Origin of the sequence: Arthrobacter glacialis (assembly GCF_002909415.1) — a bacterium.
Lineage (GTDB): Bacteria > Actinomycetota > Actinomycetes > Actinomycetales > Micrococcaceae > Specibacter > Specibacter glacialis.
Genome location: NZ_PPXB01000003.1, coordinates 202,522 through 217,366, shown reverse-complemented (window position 1 = coordinate 217,366; position 14,845 = coordinate 202,522). Strand labels below are relative to the sequence as shown.

Sequence of the window (14,845 nt, the reverse complement as noted above, 5' to 3'; positions counted from 1 at the left end):
AAATCGCTGCGCCGTACAGTGAAGGAAACTATGTGAAGGAAGCCCCATGACGCGCTTTGTGGACGTTCAAAATATGATTCGCTGGGTTGCCGCGCGCGGTCCGGAAACCATTGTGGCCGAGATGGTGGAATACCTTGCCGATGATTTTCGGCGGTGGGAGGAGTTTGACAAGACTCCTCGCGTGGCCAGCCACACCCCGTTTGGCGTGATTGAGCTGATGCCCACCGCCGACCATGACAGCTATGCCTTTAAGTACGTGAACGGCCACCCCTCAAACCCTATGCGTGGGTTTCAAACTGTCACGGCATTTGGTGTGCTGGCTGATGTGCACAATGGCTACCCAACGTTCATGTCGGAAATGACGGTATTGACGGCGCTGCGCACTGCTGCAACCTCGGCCATGGTGGCCAAGAAACTGGCCCGGACAGATTCCCGCCACCTCGCCCTAGTCGGCACCGGGAGCCAGTCCGAATTCCAGGCACTGGCGTTTCGCGGTGTTCTGGGGATTGAAAAACTTACGGTGTGGGATACCGACCCGGCGGCTATGGAGAAATTTGTGCGCAACATGCGCCCGCTTGGTTTTGACATCACCCTGGCCGAGTCGGCCATGGCAGCTGTCCGGGGGGCGGACATCATCACCACCTGCACGGCAGACAAGACCAAGGCCACCATTCTCACCGCTGACATGGTGGAAGCGGGCGTCCACATCAATGCCATCGGTGGGGACTGCCCCGGCAAGACGGAACTTGAGGCCGCCATCCTGCAGAGAGGCAGTGTCTTTGTTGAGTTTGAGCCCCAAACCCGCATTGAGGGAGAAATTCAGCAGCTGCCCGTGGGATTTCCCGTCACGGAGTTTTGGCGGGTGCTGTCCGGGCAGGCCGCTGGCCGCGTTGCCCGTGACCAGGTGACTATCTTCGACTCGGTGGGATTTGCTGTCGAGGATTTTTCGGCCCTGCGCTTTGTCCGCGATTCAGTGGACGGCACCGAGTTCTTCGCAGAGATTGACCTGGTGGCGAATCCCGCGAACCCCAAAGACCTGTTCGGCCTCATGGGCGTTCTGGCTCCCACCGGGTAATGACCCCTGGCCGGAGCGGACGGCCCAGCACTCACGGCTGCGCGAGCGCCGGGGTAAGGAGGGGGCGGTCTGCCGCCGTCCTTGACTAGCTAACGGGCTCCAGACGGATCACCACTGATTTGGAGGTGGGGGTGCCACTGATGTCGGCCTTGGAATCCAGCGGCACCAGAACATTGGTCTCCGGGTAGTAGGCCGCGGCACAGCCAACGGGGGTGGAATACGCCACCACACGGAAGTCTGGGGCCCGGCGGTCAACGCCGTCCTTCCATTCCGACACCAGGTCCACCATGGCGCCGTCGGCAATGCCCAGGGCATCCAGATCGTTTTTGTTCACAAAGACCACCCGGCGCCCGTTCTTGATGCCGCGGTACCGGTCATCCTTGCCATAGATGGTGGTGTTGTATTGGTCGTGGGAGCGCAGGGTCTGCAGGAGCAGCCGACCAGCCGGGACCTTGGGGTATTCCAGCGTATTGGCGGTGAAATGGGCCAGTCCCGACGCCGTGGCGAAGGACCTGGAATCGCGCGGCCCGTGCGGCAAAACAAATCCGCCGGGCTGCTCGATCTTGGCCTCAAAATCCTCAAAACCTGGCACGACGGCGGCAATATGCTTCCGGATCAGGCTGTAGTCCCCTGCCAAGGCGCTCCAATCGGCGAGGGGCGCGCCGGGGCGGGTGCCGCCGTCGTCCGTTTCAAAAAGCAGTGCTGCGAGCCGGCACACGATGGCCACTTCGGAGAGCAGGTTCTTCGACGCCGGGGCCAGACGCCCGCGCGAGGCGTGCACGGCGCTCATGGAATCCTCAACGGTGACGCGCTGGTCGCCGCCAGCCTGCGCGTCGCGTTCGGTGCGGCCAAGCGTTGGCAGGATCAGTGCCTGCTTGCCCGTGACCAGGTGCGACTTATTCAGTTTGGTGGAGATTTGCACGGTCAGTGAGAGGTTTCCGAGTGCTTTTTCGGTGACATCTGAGTCTGGGGTGGCGCGCACAAAATTGCCGCCCATGCCCAGAAAGACGCCGGCGTTGCCGTCGCGCATGGCCTCGATGGCAGCCACGGTGTCAAAGCCGTGGGCGCGAGGTGAGGCGAAGGAGAATTCCGCATCAAGGGCGTCGAGGAATTTTGCTGGCATGCGCTCAAAAATGCCCATGGTTCGATCGCCTTGAACATTGGAGTGGCCGCGGACCGGGCACACGCCGGCGCCGGGCTTGCCAATGTTGCCTTGCAGGAGCAGCAGGTTGACCACATCGCGGAGCATGGCCACGGAATGCTTGTGCTGGGTCAGGCCCATGGCCCAGCAGACAACCGTGGCCTTGGACGCGAGCAGCCGCTGGCCGGTGGCCCGGATCTGGTCTTCGCTGAGACCGGAGGCGGTGACAATTTCAGCCCAGGTGACGGTCTCCAACTGCTCCAAGTACTCGCCGAGACCCGTGGTGTGGGAGTCGATGAACGCGGTGTCGAACACGCGGCCGGCATGCTCGGATCCGGGCCGGCGCTGTTCCTCGAGCAGAAATTTGCCCAAGCCCTGGAACAATGCTTGGTCCCCGCCGAGTTTGATCTGCAGGAAGTCGTCGGCGAGGGCAATGCCGCCACCCACCAGCCCGCGCACGGTTTGGGGGTTTTCGAAACGCATCAGCCCGGCCTCGGGCAGCGGGTTGACGGCAACAATGATGGCGCCGTTCTTCTTGGCTTTTTCCAAGGCTGTCAGCATGCGCGGATGGTTGGTGCCGGGGTTTTGCCCGGCGATCAAAATCAGTTCAGCCTGGTAAATGTCCTCCAGTGACACCGAGCCCTTGCCAATACCGATGGTCTCCGTCAGGGCCGAGCCGCTGGATTCGTGGCACATGTTGGAGCAGTCGGGCAGGTTGTTGGTGCCCAGTCCGCGCACCATGAGCTGGTACAGAAATGCTGCCTCGTTGGAGGTGCGCCCCGAGGTGTAGAAAATGGCTTCATTAGGATCCTTGAGCGCCTTGAGCTCGTCGGCCAGCAGCCCCAGTGCGAAGTCCCAGGAAACCGGCACGTAGTTCTCGCTTCCCTCGGCCAGAAACATGGGGTCGGTCAGTCGGCCCTGCTGGCCCAGCCGGAAGTCATCCCAGCCGCGCAGCTCGCTGACGCTGTGTTCGGCGAAGAATTGCGGCGGCACGCGCCTCTTGGTGGCTTCCTCGGCAACGGCCTTGGCGCCGTTTTCGCAAAACTCGGCCTTGTGCCGTTTGTCTTCCTCGGGCCAGGCACAGCCGGGGCAGTCGAAGCCGTTTTTTTGATTGATTTTGAGCAGCGCCTGGGCGCTTCGTATCGGCCCCATCTGCTTGAGGGATACTTCCAGAGCGTGCACGACGCCGGGGATGCCCACGGCCTTCTTCTGAACGTCAGTGACGCGCAGTTGTGCTTCGTCAATGTTTTCCTGGGGCGCTTTGCCAGCCATGGGGTCCCTTCACCGTTGAGGATCTAGTCTGATCTTAGACGTTATTGTTTTTTGGAGGATGGAATGGGACGACTGGTCCAACGGGTTAAGGCCACCAGGATTGATATTGCCGGCGGCCGCAGGGTGGTGCGTGAGGAAGCCCTTGCCGTGGAGGAGCCGCTGGAGATTCGGCTGGGGCACGATTCCTTCAGCGTGACGATGCGCACCCCGGGCGACGACTTTGATCTGGTGGCCGGGTTCCTTCTTTCGGAGGGCATCATCTTTGAGCCCGAGCAGCTTATTTCGCTGCGGTTTTGCGCCGGTGAGGATGAAAACGGGAAGCAGACCTTCAATGTTGTTGAGGCCCAGCTGCGCCCCGACGTGGCCCTGCCGCTGCCCGCTGCCCAACGCCATGTGACAACCTCCAGCGCCTGCGGAATCTGCGGCACCGCCTCCATCGATGCTGTGCGGAAGTCCTCTCACTTTGGCATGGCGGCTGCTGTCGCGGAGCCGCTGATTGCTGCGGACGTGCTGGCCGGCCTGCCGGAGATCCTGCGCGAACAGCAGAAACTGTTTGATAAGACCGGCGGCGTCCACGCGGCAGGCTTGTTCGCCCCCGACGGCGAGCTGCTGTCCTTGCGCGAGGACGTGGGCCGTCATAACGCCGTGGACAAGGTCATTGGCGCAGCGTTCCGGGACAAGCAACTGCCGCTGTCCAACACCATCTTGCAGGTGTCCGGACGGGCCTCCTTTGAGCTCGTTCAAAAGGCCGCGATGGCAGGGGTTCCGGTGCTCGCGGCCGTGAGTGCGCCGTCGTCCCTAGCGGTGGAACTGGCGCAGAGCGCCGGGGTGACTCTAGTGGGTTTTAGCCGCGGCAACACGCTGAATGTGTACACGCACGCGGGGCGCGTGGGCTGATACGAGCCGGACTTTCGGACGTCAGCTGTCGGCGCTCAACGTTGCACGGATCGGACTAACCTCCATTGTTGGCGAAGTCGATGATCTCGGGGATCGTGGGCCGTTGCGGCAGGCCGACTGCCGTGGGATTGATGGTGTTTTTCTGGCCCACATCGGTGACCTGGAAGGAAATGCCCATCCGTGGATTGAGTTCCTTGATTTCGCGGGTGGCACCGGCGAAGGCCATCAATGATTCGGTCATGATGGGCTCAAGGATTGCGGTTCCGGCGTCGGCCTGGATGCGGACGCTCAGGGTTGAGCCCATGCCCGTGTTCACGTTGTAGCGGGCCTCAACTTCGGCTACGCCAGGCACCGACGATATGGCGGCCTTGATGCTCTCCGCCACGGTGCCGGAATCGCCCGTTTTGCCGCTTCCGCACGCAGCCAGGAACAGCGTGAAAACCACAATTGTGGTGAGTAAGCCCAGTAAGGAGCGGTTCGGTCTACTCTGCATTGTTCGCGAAATCGATGATGTCCTGGACCGACGGTGACTGCCGCAGTCCGACTGCTGTGGGGTTGATGGTGTTCGCCTGCCCCTCCTCGGTCACTTGGAATGAGAGACTCGTGCTCGGTCTCATGCCAGCAGAAGCGCCGGCAAAGGCGATGAGGGAATCGCGCAGAACCGTCTCCAGTGACTCGGTCCCGGCAGCTGCCTTGATGAGCACACTTGCTGTGGATCCCATGCCGGTGTTGACGTTGTATCTCGCCCTCACTTCCACGACGTCGGCAACTTGGGAGATTGCGGCCTTCAGATTCACTGCCACGGTGCCGGAATCGCCCGTCTTGCCGCTTCCGCCTCCGCAGGCGGCCAGCGTCCATGCGAGCAGTCCCATGAGAATGAACATGGTGGTCTTCTTGAACATGTGCTGGGTTCCTTCTGAAGAGTTGTTGTAGTTCTGGCGTACGTCGGTGGCTAACCGTTTGAGCTGGTGTAGTCCCGAATTTCCTGCACCGTGGGCGACTGCGACAGACCCAGCACGTCCGGCCGGATACCGTTGTCCGCTTCGCCCTCGGGGAAAACGTAGAACTCAACCCTGCTCACGCCCTTGAGGGATCCTGACGCGTCGGCAAAAGCGTGCAATGAATCCCGCAAGACGGCGTCGAGGTCGGTATGTTCAACAGCTGTGATCCGAACATTGATGACGGCGCCCATGCCACCGGGATCGGTGAACCGGGTCTTGTTGCTCACAACATTGGGTACTGCATCAATGGCAGCGCTCGCGTCGGCCACAAAGGTGTCTCCGGCTTTCTGCGGATTGCCCAAGCTGCAGGCGGCCAGCGAAAAGACGAGCAGGGCGGCAAAGATGGCAGCGCCTAGTTTATGCAGCAAGTGGTGGCTCCTTGGGGGAATTAGTTGTCCGGGTTGACCCGAAAGCTAGCCGTTTGAGCTGGCATAGTCCCGAATTTCCTGCACCGTGGGTGTCACACCCAGACCGAAGGCGTCGGGGCGGATCCCGTTTTCCTCATCGCCCTCGGGGAAGACGTAGTACGACACGGAAATGGTCCCCCTGGTGGAGTCCGAAGCACCTGCAAAGGCAAGCAGGGAGTCATCCAGCACGGTTTCCAGAACCGAGTCAGGGGAAGCCGTGATGCGTACAGTGATGCGTTTGCTCACGCCCGCGTTGTTTTTGTATTCGGTCTTGACCGAGACAACGCCGGGCACCTGACTCAAAGCTGAATCCACGTTTTTGACGACCGTGGAGCCGCTACTGCAACTAACCAAGAGGGCGGCCGCCATGAAAGTCAGAACAACTGCAATGATTCGTCGCAACAGGGGATCCCTTGTTTGTTGCCACAGAATCATCCAATAATTGGCGAGCCGTCCGCGGCAGATGTGTACTTGGATGCCACGCTACGCCAGCACCGCAGCTGCTTCGATGGGCACAACACCCCATGGCCGGAGCAGAGCCTGAGGCAGGGGCGCTAGATTTCGTGCAGCAGCCTGCGAATGAACTGCTGGGTGCGCTCTTCCTGCGGCTTGCGCAGCACTTGGCTGGCCGGGCCGCGCTCCACCACCACGCCACCGTCCATGAACACCACCTCGTCGGCTGTTTGGCGGGCAAAGGCAAGCTCATGGGTGACAATCACCATGGTCCAGCCCTCATCCGCCAGTTCCTTGATGACGGCCAGGACGTCGTCCACCAGCTCCGGGTCCAGGGCAGAAGTGGGCTCATCAAAAAGCAGCAGCTGCGGCTTCAACGCCAGCGCGCGGACAATGCCCACGCGCTGCTGCTGTCCGCCGGAGAGCTCAAAGGGGTAGGAGTCGCGCTTCTCGAACAGGCCCACACGCTTGAGCAGGGCATCGGCCTCCGCCACAACTTCTGCGCGCGGACGCTTTTGCACCCGAACCGGGCCCTCGATGACGTTTTGCAGCACCGTCATGTGCGGGAACAGGTTGTAGTGCTGGAAAACCATGGCGCTGCGGTCGCGGAGGGCCGCGACCTCCTTGGGGCTCACCTTGGCATCGAAATCAAGGGTCAGTGACGGCCGCTGAGGCTCGACGCCGGTGCTGGTGCCGCCGCTGGCACCCACGGTGACGGAACCGGCGTCGGGCAGCTCCAGGCCATTGAGCGAGCGCAGAATGGTGGTTTTGCCGGAACCGGAAGGACCAATCAGGGCCACCACCTTGCCGCGGGGGACCTCCAAGTCAATGCCGCGCAACACGGTGTTGGCGCCGAAGGACTTGCTCAGGCCCCGAACTTGAAGAACTGAATCAGTGGGCGACATAGCGGTCCAACCTCTTTTCCACGCGGGTCTGGGCGGTTGACAGGGCAAGGCAGATCACCCAGTAAATCATGGCGGCCTCCAAGTAAAGCAGCATGAATTCCTGACTGAACGCCGCCACCTGCTGGGCCACCCGGAACATCTCTGTCACAAGGATCAACGACGCCAGGGAGGTGTCCTTCACGAGCGAGATGAACGTGTTCGATAGCGGCGGGACGGAAACCCGCGCGGCCTGGGGCAAGATGATGCGCAGCAGCGTCTGGTTGCGCGACATCCCGATCATGTGGCCGGCCTCCCACTGCCCCTGGGGCACCGAAAGGATGGCTGCGCGAATGACCTCTGCGGCGTAACCGCCAACATTGAGGGAGAAGGCGATGATGGCGCTGGGCCAGGGATCGATCTTCACGCCCACAGCGGGCAATCCGTAAAAGATCACGAACAGCTGCACCAGCAGGGGAGTGCCGCGGATGAGCGAGACATACACTCGGCCCACGCCATTGGCCAGTTTGCTGGTGCTGATGCGCATCACAGCCACCAGCAGGGCGATCAGCAGCCCCAGTGCAAAGGAGGCCAGCGCCAGCGGAATGGTGCCCTTGACGGCCCCCAGCAGGAGCGGACCAAGGGAACTCCAGAACAAGTCAAAGTCCATGGCTGAACTCTAACCCGCGCATCGGGGAACTGTATTCAAGGCGACCGGACTTACTTGCTGAAGTCTTCGTCAAAGTACTTTTCACTCAGGGTGGTCAACGTGCCGTCGGCGGCCAAATCCGCCAACGCCGTGTTGACGGCGTCGTTGAGGGCCTTGGCGCCCTTGCGGAAGGCGAAGGACGAATCGGAGGATTCCTCGGTGGTGGCGGAGATCTTCAATCCCGAGCCGGGATTGGTTTTCAGGTAGTCCACGACAGTGAGCTTGTCATTGACAATGGCGTCGACACGGTCATCCTTGAGCAACGTCACTGACTGGGCCCAGCCTTCTACGGCCTCCACGTTGGCCCCGCTTTCGGTGGCCAAGGTGTACCAGTTGCTGGTCAGTGACTGTGCCGTGGTCTTGCCCTTGAGATCAGCGATGCTGGAGATGTCGGCGTTGTCTTCCTTGGTTACCACCACGCCCCTGGACACTGTGTAGGGGGTGGACAGTTCGTACTTTTCCTGGCGGGTGGGGTTCACAGTGACCTGGTTGGCGATGGCGTCAAAGCGCTTGGCCTCCAGCCCGGCAAAGATGGAGTCAAACTGGGTTTCCTCAAACTTGGCCTTGACCCCCAGCTTGGCAGCAACAGCCGTGGCAACCTCGACGTCGTACCCGGTCAAGTCCCCGGCGCCACCCTCATGGAAGCTGAAGGGCTTGTAGGTGCCTTCCGTGGCGAACACAATCTCCCCGGCGTCCTTGACCTGGCTCAGGGACGTGTCCGTGCCGGAGTCGGTGCCTGAGCCAGTGGTTCCGGTGCCGCCGCAGGCAGCAAGGGCAATCGATGCTGCAGCGAGTAAGCCAACGAGTCCAAAGCTCCGACGATTCATTTCAGTGTTCCTTTGCTGTGCAGGTTCGTGTGCCCGCGAAGATGGTGGGTCACGGACGGCCCATGAATGGACGCTATCATTGCTAAACCTCAAAACAAGAGGCAATATTTCATCATATGACGCAATTGTTAACAACGTGAATTGACTCACAGAGGATATTTAGGGTATCAGGCGACATTGCAGGTTCCCTGCATGCTGCCTCGTGCGCTGAATGTTGCGCGGAAGCATGGAGCCGGGAATTCCCTTGGCACCACTAGGAGGATTAGGCTGGTAGCTTGCCCTCTTAATGATTAAGGACTACACGCATGAGTATGGAAGGCGCGGCCTGGAGCTCACTTTGGAGTTCCATGCGCTCGGACAAGAGCAATGGTGGAATCTCTGAGGACACCTTGCGCCGGACTATCCGTTTTGCCAAGCCGTATAGCCGGAAACTGCTGGTTTTTGTGGTTCTTTCGGTGTTTTCAGCTGCTCTGGCGGTGGCCACTCCGGTGCTTGCCGGCCAGGTGGTCGATGCGATTGTGGCCAAGACTGCCGTCGATGTGGTGGTGCGGCTGGCCGTCCTGATTGCCATCGTGGCGGTTTTGGATGCCGGGCTGTCCCTGGTGATCCGGTGGATCTCGGCCAACCTTGGGGAGAGCGTGATCTTGGATCTGCGCACGGCGGTGTTTGACCACGTGCAACGCATGCCCATAGCTTTCTTCACCCGGACCCGCACCGGTGCCTTGGTGAGCCGGCTCAACAACGATGTGATTGGCGCCCAGCAGGCCTTCTCCGGCACCCTCTCCGGCATTGTGTCCAACTCGGTGCAGCTGGTTTTGACGCTCATTGTCATGCTGAACACCTCCTGGCTGGTGACCTTGCTGGCACTGGTTCTGCTGCCCATCTTTTTGATGCCGGCCCGCCGTTTTGGCCGCCGACTGGCCGGTCTGCGCCGTGAGGCCGCGGATCTGAACGCCGACATGAGCACCCAGATGACGGAGCGTTTCTCCGCACCGGGAGCCACACTGGTGAAGCTGTTTGGACGCCCGGCCGAGGAATCGCGCGAATTTGCTGCGCGGGCCAACAGGGTTCGCGACATTGGCGTGCGCACGGCCGTCATGCAGTTTGTGTTCTTCACGGCTCTCATGCTGGTTTCCTCCCTGGCCCTGGCGCTCGTGTATGGCCTGGGCGGCACCTTGGCCATCGAGGGGGCACTCAACGCGGGCGACGTCGTCGTACTGGCCCTGCTGCTGACCCGCCTTTACGCGCCGCTCACGGCCCTGGCCAACGCCCGGGTAGACATCATGAGCGCGCTGGTCAGCTTTGACAGGGTGTTTGAAATTCTTGATCTGAAGCCGCTAATCTCCGAGAAGCCAACCGCTATCTCGGTCCCCGCCGGGCGACTGGGCATTGAATTCTCCGACGTGACGTTCGCCTACCCCTCGGCCGACAAGGTCTCGCTGGCTTCACTGGAGGACGTGGCGGTGCTGGACACCCGCGGCGGCGACGACGTGCTGCACGGGATTTCGTTCCGTGCCGAGCCGGGGCAGACCATTGCCTTGGTCGGTTCCTCCGGTGCGGGCAAGTCGACCATTGCGCAGCTTCTTTCGCGCCTGTACGACGTCGATTCCGGCAGTGTGCGCATTGGCGGCGTGGACGTGCGGGACCTGACCTTTGACGGTCTCCGCGCAGGGGTGGGCATGGTCACCCAGGACGGGCACCTGTTCCACGAATCGATCCGTTCCAACCTGCGCCTGGCCAAGCCCACGGCCACGGATGGGGAGATTTGGGACGTGCTGAAAAGGGCGCGCCTCTCGGCTTTCGCGGAGGCGCTGCCGGACGGTTTGGACACAGTGGTGGGCGAGCGAGGTTACCGGCTTTCCGGTGGTGAGCGCCAGCGCCTGACGATCGCCCGATTGCTGCTGGTGCAACCCGCCGTGGTGATTTTGGACGAGGCCACAGCCGCCCTTGACTCCACGAATGAGGTGGCAGTTCAGGCCGCTTTGGCCGAGGCGTTGGAGGGGCGGACAGCCTTGGTCATTGCGCACCGGCTCTCCACGATCCGTTCAGCGGACGCCATTTTGGTGCTGGAAGCCGGGCGCATCGTGGAGCAGGGAACCCACGACGAGCTCATCGTTCGCGATGGGCGCTACGCCGAACTGCACCGAACCCAGTTTGCCCAGGCCGTGGCCGCCGTGATCGAGGCCGAGGAGAAGTAACAGGACTCTGGTGTCCAGGCATTCAACTGACCCGCAATAGTGGCTGAAAAATCGCGATTTCGCGGCGTTTTCGACCACTACTGCGGGTCAGTTTTTTGGTTGTTGCTCAGGCGGGGAGGACGAACTCAGTGAACCACCGGCGCTTATGCGCGGTGCTGGCAGCTTATGCGACAGCCTAAGAGTTGGTGCCGCTTTGGCCATGGGCGCCACTGATACCGGGCATGGCGCCAGTGTCACAGCTGCGCCGCACTGGTTTCCGCGGCTGCGCATAAGCCACGGCAGAATTTTCAGGTGCCACTGGCGCGGCAACGCCGCCCAGCAACTGACCCGCAGAAGACGCCGAAAAATCGGGGATTTCCTCTATTTTTCGGCGTTTTCTGCGGGTCAGTTTTAGTTTTAGTTGCTGTTCAGCCGGGGAAGGACGAACTCAGTTAGCAGCGGTGCGAGGTCGTCAAAGTCCGCGCCTGCGGCTACGTCCATCCAGCGCAGCTCAGCTATTTCGGCGGTGGGAAGCACTGCTTGCGCCTCCCAGCTGCCTGGCGCCGTGAACACTGTTGCCTCAATATCGGTGTTGGATTCGTTGGCGGCTGTGCCGTGCCAAACGCCCATGAGTTCCAGTGCGGCCGCATCGACATGGATGCCCACTTCTTCCGACAATTCGCGGACAGCCGCCTGGGCTGCACTTTCGCCGAGCTCAGGCTTGCCGCCGGGATGCATGAACTTGCTGGTGCCAGCCTTGCGGACTGTCAGGAGCCTTCCGGCGGGGTCGTAAACGCAAACTGCTGAAACTTTCAGAACATTCTTCACGCCTTCGATCCTATCCAACCCCGGAGCCGGCGATTCTCTCCCATCTCGCCTGCCGAACGGGCAGTAGTTGTTGATGTTCGCGCCAAACATCAACAACTACTGCCCGTTCGGCAGGCAGGCAGGCGCGCAGGTCGTGGGAGGCGCCCTTCAGGCGGGGCGCGGAGCGAACATGATGACGCTGACGCCCACCATGGCGATCAGGGCCCCGGTGATGTCCCAGCGGTCGGGGCTGAATTTGTCGAAGATCATCCCCCAGATGAGGGATCCGACAATGAACACCCCGCCGTAGGCCGCAAGAACCCGGCCAAAATTGGCGTCGGGCTGCAGTGCTGCAATGAAACCGTAGGCGCCAAGAGCCACCACGCCCAGCGCCGCCCACCACCACGCCTTGTCCTCGCGGACGCCCTGCCACACCAACCAGGCGCCGCCGATCTCTGCCACTGCTGCCAGGACAAACAAGATGATGGTTTTGGTGACTGTCATGCCCCATTCTCGCAGGCGACGGCGTGAGTCCAGGGTGTAACGCAAAGCGTGAGGGCAGCTTAGCGAAGGACTCCGCGGCGTCCGTCCACAGCCAGGAACAACAATGCCAGCAGGATGGGCCCATATGTCAGCAGGGAAGCCCAGCCCAGTGTTTCCCCCAAGATCCAGGAGACCGCAACGAGCAGTACCGGTTCCACATAGCTGAGCAGGCCAAACAAGGACAGCGGCAGCCATTTGCTGGCCAAGAGGTACAGGGCCATGGCGATCCCGCCCAGCACGCCGATGGCCCAAGCCATCCAAACGCCGTCAAGGTTTCCCAGGCCGCCGGAAGATATGCCGTGCGGACCCGTCAGGATGAAGTAGCTGCCCAGCGGCAGCAGCAACAACAGCTCGGCGGCGAAGGCCGGCAGATTGTCGAAGCCGATCTTGCGGCGCAGCACAAAGTACACGGGGTAGCCCAAGCAGACCAGCAGGGTGGGCCAGGCCAGCCCGCCGGCCGCAACAGCCTCATGGGCCACGCCCAGTGCTGCGGCGCCAACGGCAAGTTTGCGCAGCACGCTGAGCTTGTCGGCAAAGAACACCCGGCCAGCGAGCACCATGGTCAGCGGCAGCAGGAAGTAGCCAAAGGACACCGACAACGCCATATTGTTCAGCGGCGCCCACATGAAAAGCCACAGCTGCACACCCACCATCGCTGCGGCCAGGACGCCCGGCACCAGGAGGGACGGACGACGTCGAACACGCGTCACGAGGGTGCCCATCTCGGCACGTGCCGCGCCAAGGAAAGGGAAGATGCAGGCCAGTGTGGCAAGTGTGAGCACAACGCGCCAGCCAAAGATTTCTTCGGCGCCCCAGCCTGGCAGCAGGCCCGCGAGCAGGAAGATCACCGCAAAGAGGACCGACGCCGTGATGGAGACTGCCACGCCGCGGGCAGCTGTGCCAGTGCTCATCACAGGATCCTCACGGTTCACAGCCGCAAGGAAACTGGTGGCCCAAAAACGGCGCCAGCATGGGCCTTGCGGGAAGAAAAGAGTGCCCCCGCCGGGGATCGAACCCGGATTTGCCCTTTAGGAGAGGGCTGTCTTATCCATTGGACTACAGAGGCGCGTCACCAAGCCTAGCGGAACTAGCAACCAAGCAAAAAACGAGTGTCAGGAGCGGGGCCCGCTACCCCTCGGCGGGGACAGCCTTTTTCTTTCGTCCAAGGAACAAAGCCACACCCAGTCCGGCCATCGAAAGCACCAGCAGGAACCAGCTGGCGGTGACCAATGCCGAGGCCAAGGAGACGGCTGAGGGATCAATTTTTTCGGCACCGAGCATGTTGTCGATGGCAATATTGGCCCACAGCTGAACCACGGCAAACAATATGGGGAACACCCACAACACGCGGCGTACAGCCTTCTGGGCCACATTGATGGCGATCAAGGTCAGGGCGCTGAGGGCAAACACCAGCGGGAACAGAGTCCCGGCGGTCTTGTGAACAAATTGCAGCTGGCCCATGGCGTCGGAATCCATGGCCGCCCGCAGCGCCTCAATGTGGGCGACGTCAAAGCCGAAAATCATGGAATCCGGCATGGCCAGGCCGCCGGAGAGGTCAGTCATCTGATTCAGCGTCCACAAATGGAAGTACCAGAACAGGAACAAACTCGCCACGGAACCGGCAATGAGCAGCAGATTCGCGTTGTTCTGCGCCTTTCGCGGTGAACGCAAGGTGCTGGAATTGATCACGGGCGCGCTGGGCGGAGTAGCGGCCCCACCGTGTTTTGCGGCACGTTGAGCGGGAGTTTTAGCCATGAAACCATTATCGCCCAGATTAGGCTGGTGCCATGGCAACAGAACTTGACCCCGCGCTCAACGACATCGAATTGGCGACGAAGCTGCTCCGCCACGCTGGAGCCTTGGCCCACGCCATCCGCGCCGAAAGCCTGGGCGGTCTCCGCGACGGCGGCCGGATCAAGAGCAACGCCTCGGACTTTGTCACTGCCGCCGATCTGGCCGCGGAGGACTACATTCTCACGCAATTGCGCCGTGCCCGCCCGGACGATTCCATTGTGGGCGAGGAAGGCGCCAGTTTCACAGGCAACTCGGGCCGCGTCTGGGTCATTGACCCGGTGGATGGAACCTTCAACTTCGCCAGCGGATCCACCTACTGGTGTGCAGCCCTTGCCCTGGCCCAATTGCCTGCTGGAACAAGTGCGACGCCGGACACGCTCAGTGACGCCGAGGTGCTGCTGGGCGGTGTGTACCAACACCAGGAGGATAAGTTGTGGTTGGGAGGTTCGGCCTATCCGGCAACGCTCAATGGCCAACCCATACATGTTGATGCACGCCACGAACTGGCCGAGCTCTCCGCCGGCTCCTACCTGCACCCGACCTGGCTGGCCGAACCCAGGGCTGCTCTGCCTTGGCAGCAGGCGGCTGTCCTCCCGGGCACCTTGCGCATGCTCGGTTCGGGGTCCTGCGACCTGGCCCGGGTGGCTCAAGGGGAGTTGGGCGTGTGGTTCCAACACAGCTGCCCGTCCTGGGACTGGCTCCCCGGCAAGGGGATCGTTGCGGCGGCAGGCGGGGACACCGGCGTCGTCCGGGTCAATGGCCTTGACTGGTTCATGGCGGGGCCGGCTGCCGCCGTGGCGCAAATCAAGGCGGCGCTGGAACAGGGCACCCTGCCAGCCTGATTGTTGGGATCTGCGAGCA

Annotated in this window: 16 protein-coding genes and 1 tRNA gene; 4 read left to right on the top strand and 13 right to left on the bottom strand. The window is 61.7% G+C overall.

Features of this window, described 5'->3' with window-relative positions:
- Positions 1 to 46: 46 nt before the first annotated feature.
- Positions 47 to 1,075: an ornithine cyclodeaminase gene (locus CVS28_RS04640; RefSeq protein ID WP_103480807.1), complete on the top strand. Its 1,029-nt coding sequence runs from the start codon at positions 47 to 49 to the stop codon at positions 1,073 to 1,075.
- Positions 1,076 to 1,160: 85 nt separating this feature from the next.
- On the opposite strand, the gene CVS28_RS04635 is transcribed toward CVS28_RS04640, so the two are convergent.
- Complete coding sequence (locus CVS28_RS04635; RefSeq protein ID WP_103480806.1) at positions 1,161 to 3,488, bottom strand: FdhF/YdeP family oxidoreductase; 2,328 nt, start codon at positions 3,486 to 3,488, stop codon at positions 1,161 to 1,163.
- A gap of 63 nt (positions 3,489 to 3,551) precedes the next feature.
- Here CVS28_RS04635 and fdhD point away from each other — a divergent pair, with 63 nt between their 5' ends.
- Positions 3,552 to 4,385: a formate dehydrogenase accessory sulfurtransferase FdhD gene (fdhD, locus tag CVS28_RS04630; protein WP_103466099.1), complete on the top strand. Its 834-nt coding sequence runs from the start codon at positions 3,552 to 3,554 to the stop codon at positions 4,383 to 4,385.
- A gap of 55 nt (positions 4,386 to 4,440) precedes the next feature.
- Here the strand turns inward: fdhD and CVS28_RS04625 are convergent, their stop codons facing one another.
- The 7 genes from CVS28_RS04625 to CVS28_RS04595 all read right to left on the bottom strand — a co-directional run bounded on the left by CVS28_RS04625 (position 4,441) and on the right by CVS28_RS04595 (position 8,663).
- Entirely contained in the window at positions 4,441 to 4,878 is a 438-nt protein-coding gene (locus CVS28_RS04625; protein ID WP_133159050.1) for a hypothetical protein, read from the bottom strand.
- Positions 4,868 to 5,287 (bottom strand): hypothetical protein, encoded by a 420-nt coding sequence (locus tag CVS28_RS04620; RefSeq protein WP_103466101.1) that lies wholly within the window; start codon positions 5,285 to 5,287, stop codon positions 4,868 to 4,870. The genes CVS28_RS04625 and CVS28_RS04620 overlap by 11 nt, the downstream gene beginning before the upstream one ends.
- 50 nt (positions 5,288 to 5,337) lie before the next feature.
- A complete protein-coding gene (locus tag CVS28_RS04615) occupies positions 5,338 to 5,754 on the bottom strand; it encodes a hypothetical protein (RefSeq protein WP_103466102.1) in 417 nt (138 codons plus the stop codon).
- A 45-nt stretch (positions 5,755 to 5,799) separates the two neighbouring features.
- Positions 5,800 to 6,195 carry a hypothetical protein gene (locus CVS28_RS04610; protein WP_103466103.1) on the bottom strand — a complete coding sequence of 132 codons (396 nt, stop codon included), beginning with the start codon at positions 6,193 to 6,195 and terminating at the stop codon, positions 5,800 to 5,802.
- Between the two features lie 152 nt (positions 6,196 to 6,347).
- The gene (locus CVS28_RS04605) at positions 6,348 to 7,151 is read right to left on the bottom strand and encodes an amino acid ABC transporter ATP-binding protein (protein ID WP_103480804.1); all 804 of its coding nucleotides are present in this window, start codon (positions 7,149 to 7,151) and stop codon (positions 6,348 to 6,350) included.
- Positions 7,138 to 7,797, bottom strand: a complete 660-nt coding sequence (locus tag CVS28_RS04600) for an amino acid ABC transporter permease (RefSeq protein ID WP_103466105.1) — start codon at positions 7,795 to 7,797, stop codon at positions 7,138 to 7,140. The genes CVS28_RS04605 and CVS28_RS04600 overlap by 14 nt, the downstream gene beginning before the upstream one ends.
- 50 nt (positions 7,798 to 7,847) lie before the next feature.
- Positions 7,848 to 8,663: a transporter substrate-binding domain-containing protein gene (locus CVS28_RS04595; RefSeq protein WP_103480803.1), complete on the bottom strand. Its 816-nt coding sequence runs from the start codon at positions 8,661 to 8,663 to the stop codon at positions 7,848 to 7,850.
- 305 nt (positions 8,664 to 8,968) lie between these two features.
- Between CVS28_RS04595 and CVS28_RS04590 the strand changes: the two genes are divergently transcribed.
- The gene (locus CVS28_RS04590; protein WP_103480802.1) at positions 8,969 to 10,861 is read left to right on the top strand and encodes an ABC transporter ATP-binding protein; all 1,893 of its coding nucleotides are present in this window, start codon (positions 8,969 to 8,971) and stop codon (positions 10,859 to 10,861) included.
- Between the two features lie 396 nt (positions 10,862 to 11,257).
- On the opposite strand, the gene CVS28_RS04585 is transcribed toward CVS28_RS04590, so the two are convergent.
- The 5 genes from CVS28_RS04585 to CVS28_RS04565 form a co-directional block, all read right to left on the bottom strand.
- Positions 11,258 to 11,668, bottom strand: coding sequence for an NUDIX hydrolase (locus CVS28_RS04585; RefSeq protein ID WP_207797159.1), 411 nt, complete (start codon positions 11,666 to 11,668; stop codon positions 11,258 to 11,260).
- A gap of 147 nt (positions 11,669 to 11,815) precedes the next feature.
- On the bottom strand, positions 11,816 to 12,151 hold the full coding sequence (locus CVS28_RS04580) for a YnfA family protein (protein WP_103480800.1): 336 nt from the start codon (positions 12,149 to 12,151) through the stop codon (positions 11,816 to 11,818).
- A gap of 59 nt (positions 12,152 to 12,210) precedes the next feature.
- Positions 12,211 to 13,101: an EamA family transporter RarD gene (gene rarD, locus CVS28_RS04575; RefSeq protein WP_103480799.1), complete on the bottom strand. Its 891-nt coding sequence runs from the start codon at positions 13,099 to 13,101 to the stop codon at positions 12,211 to 12,213.
- Between the two features lie 83 nt (positions 13,102 to 13,184).
- A tRNA-Arg gene (locus CVS28_RS04570) sits at positions 13,185 to 13,256 on the bottom strand.
- A gap of 62 nt (positions 13,257 to 13,318) precedes the next feature.
- Positions 13,319 to 13,945, bottom strand: coding sequence for a hypothetical protein (locus CVS28_RS04565; RefSeq protein WP_103480798.1), 627 nt, complete (start codon positions 13,943 to 13,945; stop codon positions 13,319 to 13,321).
- 32 nt (positions 13,946 to 13,977) lie between these two features.
- Between CVS28_RS04565 and CVS28_RS04560 the strand changes: the two genes are divergently transcribed.
- Entirely contained in the window at positions 13,978 to 14,826 is an 849-nt protein-coding gene (locus CVS28_RS04560; protein WP_103480797.1) for an inositol monophosphatase family protein, read from the top strand.
- Positions 14,827 to 14,845: the final 19 nt, after the last annotated feature.

Bases quoted from the DNA above. Each gene is read 5' to 3' on its own strand.
- CVS28_RS04590 (WP_103480802.1), top strand. From the start codon at position 8,969: ATGAGTATGGAAGGCGCGGCCTGGAGCTCACTTTGGAGTTCCATGCGC.
- CVS28_RS04580 (WP_103480800.1), bottom strand. From the start codon at position 12,151: ATGACAGTCACCAAAACCATCATCTTGTTTGTCCTGGCAGCAGTGGCA.
- CVS28_RS04620 (WP_103466101.1), bottom strand. From the start codon at position 5,287: ATGTTCAAGAAGACCACCATGTTCATTCTCATGGGACTGCTCGCATGG.
- fdhD (WP_103466099.1), top strand. From the start codon at position 3,552: ATGGGACGACTGGTCCAACGGGTTAAGGCCACCAGGATTGATATTGCC.
- CVS28_RS04560 (WP_103480797.1), top strand. From the start codon at position 13,978: ATGGCAACAGAACTTGACCCCGCGCTCAACGACATCGAATTGGCGACG.
- CVS28_RS04625 (WP_133159050.1), bottom strand. From the start codon at position 4,878: ATGCAGAGTAGACCGAACCGCTCCTTACTGGGCTTACTCACCACAATT.
- CVS28_RS04600 (WP_103466105.1), bottom strand. From the start codon at position 7,797: ATGGACTTTGACTTGTTCTGGAGTTCCCTTGGTCCGCTCCTGCTGGGG.
- rarD (WP_103480799.1), bottom strand. From the start codon at position 13,101: ATGAGCACTGGCACAGCTGCCCGCGGCGTGGCAGTCTCCATCACGGCG.
- CVS28_RS04565 (WP_103480798.1), bottom strand. From the start codon at position 13,945: ATGGCTAAAACTCCCGCTCAACGTGCCGCAAAACACGGTGGGGCCGCT.
- CVS28_RS04640 (WP_103480807.1), top strand. From the start codon at position 47: ATGACGCGCTTTGTGGACGTTCAAAATATGATTCGCTGGGTTGCCGCG.
- CVS28_RS04605 (WP_103480804.1), bottom strand. From the start codon at position 7,151: ATGTCGCCCACTGATTCAGTTCTTCAAGTTCGGGGCCTGAGCAAGTCC.
- CVS28_RS04595 (WP_103480803.1), bottom strand. From the start codon at position 8,663: ATGAATCGTCGGAGCTTTGGACTCGTTGGCTTACTCGCTGCAGCATCG.
- CVS28_RS04635 (WP_103480806.1), bottom strand. From the start codon at position 3,488: ATGGCTGGCAAAGCGCCCCAGGAAAACATTGACGAAGCACAACTGCGC.